The 6,000-nt window shown below is 38.4% G+C and carries 7 protein-coding genes; 2 read left to right on the forward strand and 5 right to left on the reverse strand.

Annotated features, from left to right (window positions below):
• The first annotated feature begins 56 nt into the window (after positions 1 to 56).
• The gene (locus HHJ06_RS06005; RefSeq protein ID WP_215428445.1) at positions 57 to 566 is read left to right on the forward strand and encodes a GNAT family N-acetyltransferase; all 510 of its coding nucleotides are present in this window, start codon (positions 57 to 59) and stop codon (positions 564 to 566) included.
• 424 nt (positions 567 to 990) lie between these two features.
• Here HHJ06_RS06005 and HHJ06_RS06010 read toward each other — a convergent pair whose 3' ends face one another.
• From HHJ06_RS06010 to HHJ06_RS06020, 3 genes are all read right to left on the reverse strand, one after another.
• Positions 991 to 2,082, reverse strand: coding sequence for a formylglycine-generating enzyme family protein (locus HHJ06_RS06010; protein ID WP_215428446.1), 1,092 nt, complete (start codon positions 2,080 to 2,082; stop codon positions 991 to 993).
• 144 nt (positions 2,083 to 2,226) lie between these two features.
• The gene (locus tag HHJ06_RS06015; protein ID WP_215428447.1) at positions 2,227 to 2,751 is read right to left on the reverse strand and encodes an ankyrin repeat domain-containing protein; all 525 of its coding nucleotides are present in this window, start codon (positions 2,749 to 2,751) and stop codon (positions 2,227 to 2,229) included.
• A 990-nt stretch (positions 2,752 to 3,741) separates the two neighbouring features.
• Complete coding sequence (locus tag HHJ06_RS06020) at positions 3,742 to 4,248, reverse strand: hypothetical protein (RefSeq protein ID WP_215428448.1); 507 nt, start codon at positions 4,246 to 4,248, stop codon at positions 3,742 to 3,744.
• A gap of 78 nt (positions 4,249 to 4,326) precedes the next feature.
• Between HHJ06_RS06020 and HHJ06_RS06025 the strand changes: the two genes are divergently transcribed.
• Positions 4,327 to 4,518 carry a hypothetical protein gene (locus HHJ06_RS06025; protein ID WP_215428449.1) on the forward strand — a complete coding sequence of 64 codons (192 nt, stop codon included), beginning with the start codon at positions 4,327 to 4,329 and terminating at the stop codon, positions 4,516 to 4,518.
• Here HHJ06_RS06025 and HHJ06_RS06030 read toward each other — a convergent pair.
• Both HHJ06_RS06030 and HHJ06_RS06035 read right to left on the reverse strand, forming a co-directional pair.
• Entirely contained in the window at positions 4,487 to 4,747 is a 261-nt protein-coding gene (locus HHJ06_RS06030; RefSeq protein ID WP_215428450.1) for a hypothetical protein, read from the reverse strand. The genes HHJ06_RS06025 and HHJ06_RS06030 overlap by 32 nt on opposite strands.
• A gap of 589 nt (positions 4,748 to 5,336) precedes the next feature.
• On the reverse strand, positions 5,337 to 6,000 hold a 664-nt coding region (locus tag HHJ06_RS06035), incomplete at its 5' end, for a hypothetical protein (RefSeq protein ID WP_215428451.1).

Here is a 6,000-nt window from a genome sequence, read left to right on the forward strand (position 1 = left end):
AAAAGGATGAAAACCATTCTTTATAAAAGCTTTGTACTGCGGTGAAACAACAAGCAATGAATATGGTGGAAAAAATAGTATTTGAACCGTTGGCAGATTCCCACCGGGAGGCCGTCATCCGTATCTTCAACCATTACGTGATGAATGGAACGGCCGCTTTCTCGGATGCGGAACTGCCGGAAGCCTATTATCCCCATATTCTGGAACGCGTGAAAGGTTTTCCGGCGTATGCCGTGGTGGACTGCCGGACCGGTGAAGTAGTAGGCTTCTGCTTCCTGAGTGCGTATAAGCCCGTACCCACATTCCGGGAAACGGCCACCATCACTTACTTCATTGCTCCCTCCCATCTTGGCCGGGGCATTGGCCGGATGTGCCTGGGCCGTCTGGAAGAGGATGCCGTGAAGCAGGGCATCCGCCATATCATTGCGGAAATATCCTCTGAGAATGAACAAAGCATGTCCTTTCACGCCAGCCAGGGCTTTATCCATGCCGGGCGCCTGAAAAACATCGGCTTGAAACTGGGCCGATCCTTTGACATCGTTTACATGCAGAAGGAAATCAAGTGATCAGTGCCGGTAATGCAGTGTGCCATAAGAGGAAGAGAATTTACGAAAATTCTCTTCCTCACGTTATTTTGATGATTCCTCTCTGAAAAGACAGGATGACAGCGCCCTTCTCGTGGGCATCGTAAAGATTTCTCTAGTTTCATAGGCGTCTTACCGCCCCAGATGACCACAGGCTAACTTCCTTCCAGAGTGCTGCTGTGAGAGACTCCGAGAAATTCATTAGCCAGTGCATTCACGAAGCGCAATGGAAACAGATTTGCCGGGAAATAGGAGTCGGCTCGTGCGCTACCGTCAAACTGAACATTATCCGTGTTACAATGTACAGGCATTTCCTGTGTCTGAAAACGACAATCGCCAAGCTTGGTTGTTAACTGGTACGGCATTTGGGAATAGTCCCAAACAAAAACAGGAATATTTTAAAGGATCATAGATTCGTTAAAGTCTTCCAGTATGTTTTCATATACATGTAGATCAGCTCGAATGAGTTCCTGATATCTATCACCCAACCCGGAACAGGATGTAAGTGTTTTAACCTTTTTTTCAACAATTGATGTTGCTGAACCGGGACCAACGCTACTCTTAATCCGGTACTGGCTTTTCTTGAATCAGCATGATATCTTTCACGAGGTATCTCTTTCACATTATCGGGTATGAAAGACGACACTCCTCCCCCAAGGGAGGTGACTGATAAACCAGTATCGGTGGATAAATTGCCGGTATCCGTTTTCCAGTTGACGGGATTGCCGCCATGCAAATGATGAGAATGATAAAAATCCGCACATAACTCCCATATATTTCCCAACATGTCATGAAATCCCCATGCATTGGGTTCTTTTTGTCCCACAGGATAGGCCCCTGTATTGGCATCGTAAGGATTCATCCATGCTACTTCCTCAAGATTATCGGGAAGAACGATTTCCTTGCCGCAGGAATAGGCTAATTCCCACTGTGCCTCCGTAGGCAAGGAAAAGCAATATCCTTCCGGAAGAATCCCCTGTTGTTGTCCAATCTCGGTTAATCGATCACAAAAATCCAGGCATTCATCATAGGAGACCTGGCACATGGGGTACTGCGCGCCCGTTGTGATGGTCCATCTGTCTTCCAATTCCGGAATCGGTATCCATCCCATCATCTTTTCCCATTCCTCCTGTGTGACTTCGTATTTTCCCAGCCAGTAGTGATAAGTAATTTCCGCACGATGGCCAGATTTTGTAATTGGGTAACTTCCTTTTGGAATGAAAATCAAGGTAAGCTTGCGTTCCGAATGGGGAATATCCATTTTTAACACATCTCCAGCTTGGGCAGATTGAATATTGGCTGTCGCAGGGGGTACTATGTCCAGGCATGTAATATCATTGCCGGGATAAAGGAAAAAGATGAGTAAGGCCAATAATGCTATAATAGAAAAACTGGTTTTCTTATTATTTTTTATCCATTTCATTATGTTTTCATTCCGAAGAGAGAGGATAATTTTAAATTTAATAAGTTCTTTCTGAAATCTTTTCTTGGAAGACATTGTCTGTATATATTCTTATCCTGTTACTGTGCGGCAGGCCTATACCTCCTTTTTCATCCTGTATGTCACTTTATAATATTAATTATTATATTTAAATTCTACATTAATACGTTTGTTTGATTATTATAAAAGTTTTTTTGATTTTTAATTATTTTTTACTTCAGTATCCAGTAATTGCTGGGCTGTTATTCCATCAGTATTTTTCAAATTCTGGTTAGCTCCTTGTTTAATCAAAAAATTGTAGGCACCTGTTTGTCCTGTATGAGCAGCATAATGTAAGGCAGTTTCTCTGTAGGGAAAGGTCATAGAGGGTAGCTTCATTTCATTTGAAGCAACATTGATATCAGCACCAAATTCGAGTAATTTCTTCATGGTATCAATATCCCCGATAGCTGTCGCTAACATAAGAGCTGTTTCGCTACCATTCCATTTTTTATCATATGGATTAAGATTTGGTTGTGGAGTCATATTTGACGATAAATCCCAGTATGATTTTAATGAATTTCTAATCATATCTTTTCCTGCAATGTAGGCAGGAGTATTGTAATGTAGGTAGTAAGGAGGAATATAGGAGTTCCTTGTTTCTTCTTTTTTTGAGGATATGAACGTACAAGAATATAATAAATTTAACGTCAAAATAACCGAAGGTAATATAATATTAGTTTTCATGTTAAACAATTTAAAAAAATATAATTTCTCAGATTTTCTTAATTTTTAATATTAATAAATAGATAAATTTATTTTGTTGGCGTTAATATGCATAATTCCTGCGAAGAATAACAAAAATCATACATAGATTTTTTATTTTAAACAGATAAATATTGATTTTATGATTTATAAATAGCTTTTACAGAAGAATCTTTCTTTAACTTACATTTAACAAAACAAGCAAATTTGGATAATTCGTCTGCCTTCAATAATGAATCATTGAGATCAAAAATATGTATCGGAATTGCATAACTTGGATGCATTTTATAAATATTAGGTATGGCTCTTCCCTCAAGATATTGGAACTTACTATCATGCATCCTCTACTCCATAATATTGAGTTGCCAATATGCCATCGCACGCCAGAAAAACCGCCCTTGGGATTAAGTCCGAAATTTTTCTCATAAACATCCTTGGCATCCAGTTGTATTAATTCTCCCTTTCCAGTTCTGTAGTGGGACAGAAGGAGTGGCGACATCCCAGGAGTCTCGTCGATGAATGGGACGTAGCAGACCATCATAGTCGTATTCATAGCAGGCCGCCGATTCTCCATCCGCTCCCTTCCTGTAACCGATGGCGGTTACGAGGTTGAGCCTGAGATGGTAGATATTGCTATGGCTCAGCCCAAAGGAAGCGTCCTGGGTCATGTTGCCGCAAGCATCATAGGAGAATTCCCTGATACCAGAGCGTCCCTGACGGAGGTCATCTGCCCCAGATGGTTGTAGGTAAACTCCCATCCGTCGTATCGTCATTGTGAGAGACAAAGACGAGTTCTCCGATAAGGGATGCATAGGCATATATTGTCGCAATGCCGCGTGTTCTTGAATCCTCGGGCCCTGTCACATACAAGCTTTACAAGAGGGAGCAGGTCAGATAGCACGCTAAATGCTGATAAATTATATCAGTTTCTGTTTTTTATAAACTTAAAAGTAAAAAGTTTATAAAATGATTTTAATGTCCGTATTCTTTAAATCCTGCCAGTTTAAGGCTGGAGGAGAATACTTCACCAACGGAAGAAACATTTTCTCCTTCTTTAAATCCGTCTTCCTGGTAGAGTTTTAATTTTTCCTTCATGGTGCCACGTGAAGTAGATTTAAGTCTAGAGCCGGTATATATTTTTATGCCGGAGAGGCTGCTTTTCATGACAACTAGATCATGATAGAAAATATTGGGCAGTAATTGTTTTTGTTGGTAGATGAGCAACTGTTCTGCAGGTGGTCCTTCAACTTGGTAATAGTATTTTGCATATTCATTTTTTAATTGCTCAAAGCTTGATTGTTCTAGTACATTTTTCCAATGATGGATACTCCATGCTGTGTATCCATAATTAATAAAAGTAAGGATAATTAAACCAGCGATGACAAAAATAAAAAATCTTATTAATTTTTTCATTTTTAAATTTAAATTAAATAAATGGGAAAAATGCTTTAACTTGACCTTCGTATAAAGTAACTTCACATCCTGTATTTTGTTCAAGCCGTTTTTTTAAATACGGAGATGAGCCCAAATAACATGCTCGTATTTCAAGTTTACAAGATGAACAAAAATTTTCCTGCTAAAAGTGCCTTAATAGCTTTATCTCCTAATTTATCTAACTTTCTTTTACAAGCAAAATACGAAAGTTTAATGCCTCTGCTCTGGCCAACTCTATCTGGTATGGGAAGAGGAGTAAAAGCTGGATATGAAGGAGAGGAGCTCACCATTCATAAAAAATCAATATTTGTCTGAACAAGATCACTGGTGATCCACCTGCTGTCAATGGATTGAAGTGACAGTAATTATAGTAGACAAGTCCGAGCTCATCGTCTGTGAACTCGCAGGAGAAACGTAATGTGTTTTCTTGAGCCATGTCCCATTCAGCAGTGAGCAGTCCTCCGAAGGAAGCATACTCGTAGCGGGCTTTTTGTACTTGCACTGTATCAAAGAGAGAAGTGACATTCTTGATGGTATCGTGCATGAAGTAAAGATGCTCTTTACTTCATGCCGTTCTCCTACCAATATGTTATAATTGAATACGCTTAACTACAGATTCCGTTGAATCCTAGAGATAGCCCTTACTCCACGGGGTGGATACATCAATCTAATCTGGTTAGATGTAGCCTCGTGAAGATGACTTTCTGCTTAAAACGAGAAGCACCTTGCAGGTCACATTCGTATGTTGGCTGAGCCGGTTATCTGCGTAGGAGATTTACTTCTCCAGTTCACGGTGATGTATGTAACTATGTGACTTATTGAAACTATTAAATAAAATATTAGGAAATGGCTAGAATCATACAATAAATTTTTCATCAAAAAATGTAAGAATCTGTTATAGTACCATATCATCAAAATGAAATTCCTAATATTTTATTATTTTTTTAAATATCCTAAATTTATTAATAAAACCGCTGTAAAAGCAAGGGAAGATAATGTAGAAGCTATACAAGACATGGCATGAGAGAATAATGAATCAAAGCAGAGTTCTCGAAATCCCGAGATTCCTAAAATTATATTGAAAAATATAAGAGAAAATTTAATTAATGATTTCATTTTAGTTATTATGAGTATTATTTAGGTTGTTTGTTGTAATTACTGATATAATATTCATGTCCTTTCTTATAGATTCTTTGTGAGGTAGGTCGAATTCTGATATCTTCTGGGATAAGTTCTCCCCATTTTATATTTGGAATATAGCGCTTTTCCCCATTTTTATCCATCTCGCATTTACAAGAAACGCCGAATACTTGAAATGCAGCTCCTTGTCCAGATGTCAAAAATTTAATCGATTCTGCTATCTTTGACGCTACTGTTTGCATTACAATATTCATAATTAAAGATTTATCAGTTAGCACGGTTGAAATTACAATGGGCCAAAATTCGCTGTCATGTAGAATATAAGTTTCAAACATATAAACTCCACCTAAATTATTATTTTCATCTTTAACTTCACCATCCACTGTACGAAAAGACATTTGTGCTTGGTAAGTTTTTCTAAATGGAAATATGTATGCTGTTTTTCCATTCGTTACCGGCATATTCTCATTGGTTTTTACATAAGGTTGTCTATGTATACACTTGAATACGGCTGAGGCTTTGGTGGTAATAATATAATTGTCGTTACTATGATAACCATATCCAGGACCTCCTTCATCATCAAACCAAACTTGAGACATAGACACGGAAAGTTCCTCTTCTTTTAATCCAATAATATCAAATATATTAGTGCTGTAA

The organism is Akkermansia muciniphila (assembly GCF_018709685.1).
Taxonomy (GTDB): Bacteria; Verrucomicrobiota; Verrucomicrobiia; order Verrucomicrobiales; family Akkermansiaceae; genus Akkermansia; species Akkermansia muciniphila_E.

Coding starts and splice junctions, on each gene's coding strand:
- HHJ06_RS06005 (WP_215428445.1), top strand. CDS start 57: ATGAATATGGTGGAAAAAATAGTATTTGAACCGTTGGCAGATTCCCAC.
- HHJ06_RS06010 (WP_215428446.1), bottom strand. CDS start 2,082: ATGTCTTCCAAGAAAAGATTTCAGAAAGAACTTATTAAATTTAAAATT.
- HHJ06_RS06025 (WP_215428449.1), top strand. CDS start 4,327: ATGAACAAAAATTTTCCTGCTAAAAGTGCCTTAATAGCTTTATCTCCT.
- HHJ06_RS06030 (WP_215428450.1), bottom strand. CDS start 4,747: ATGCACGATACCATCAAGAATGTCACTTCTCTCTTTGATACAGTGCAA.
- HHJ06_RS06015 (WP_215428447.1), bottom strand. CDS start 2,751: ATGAAAACTAATATTATATTACCTTCGGTTATTTTGACGTTAAATTTA.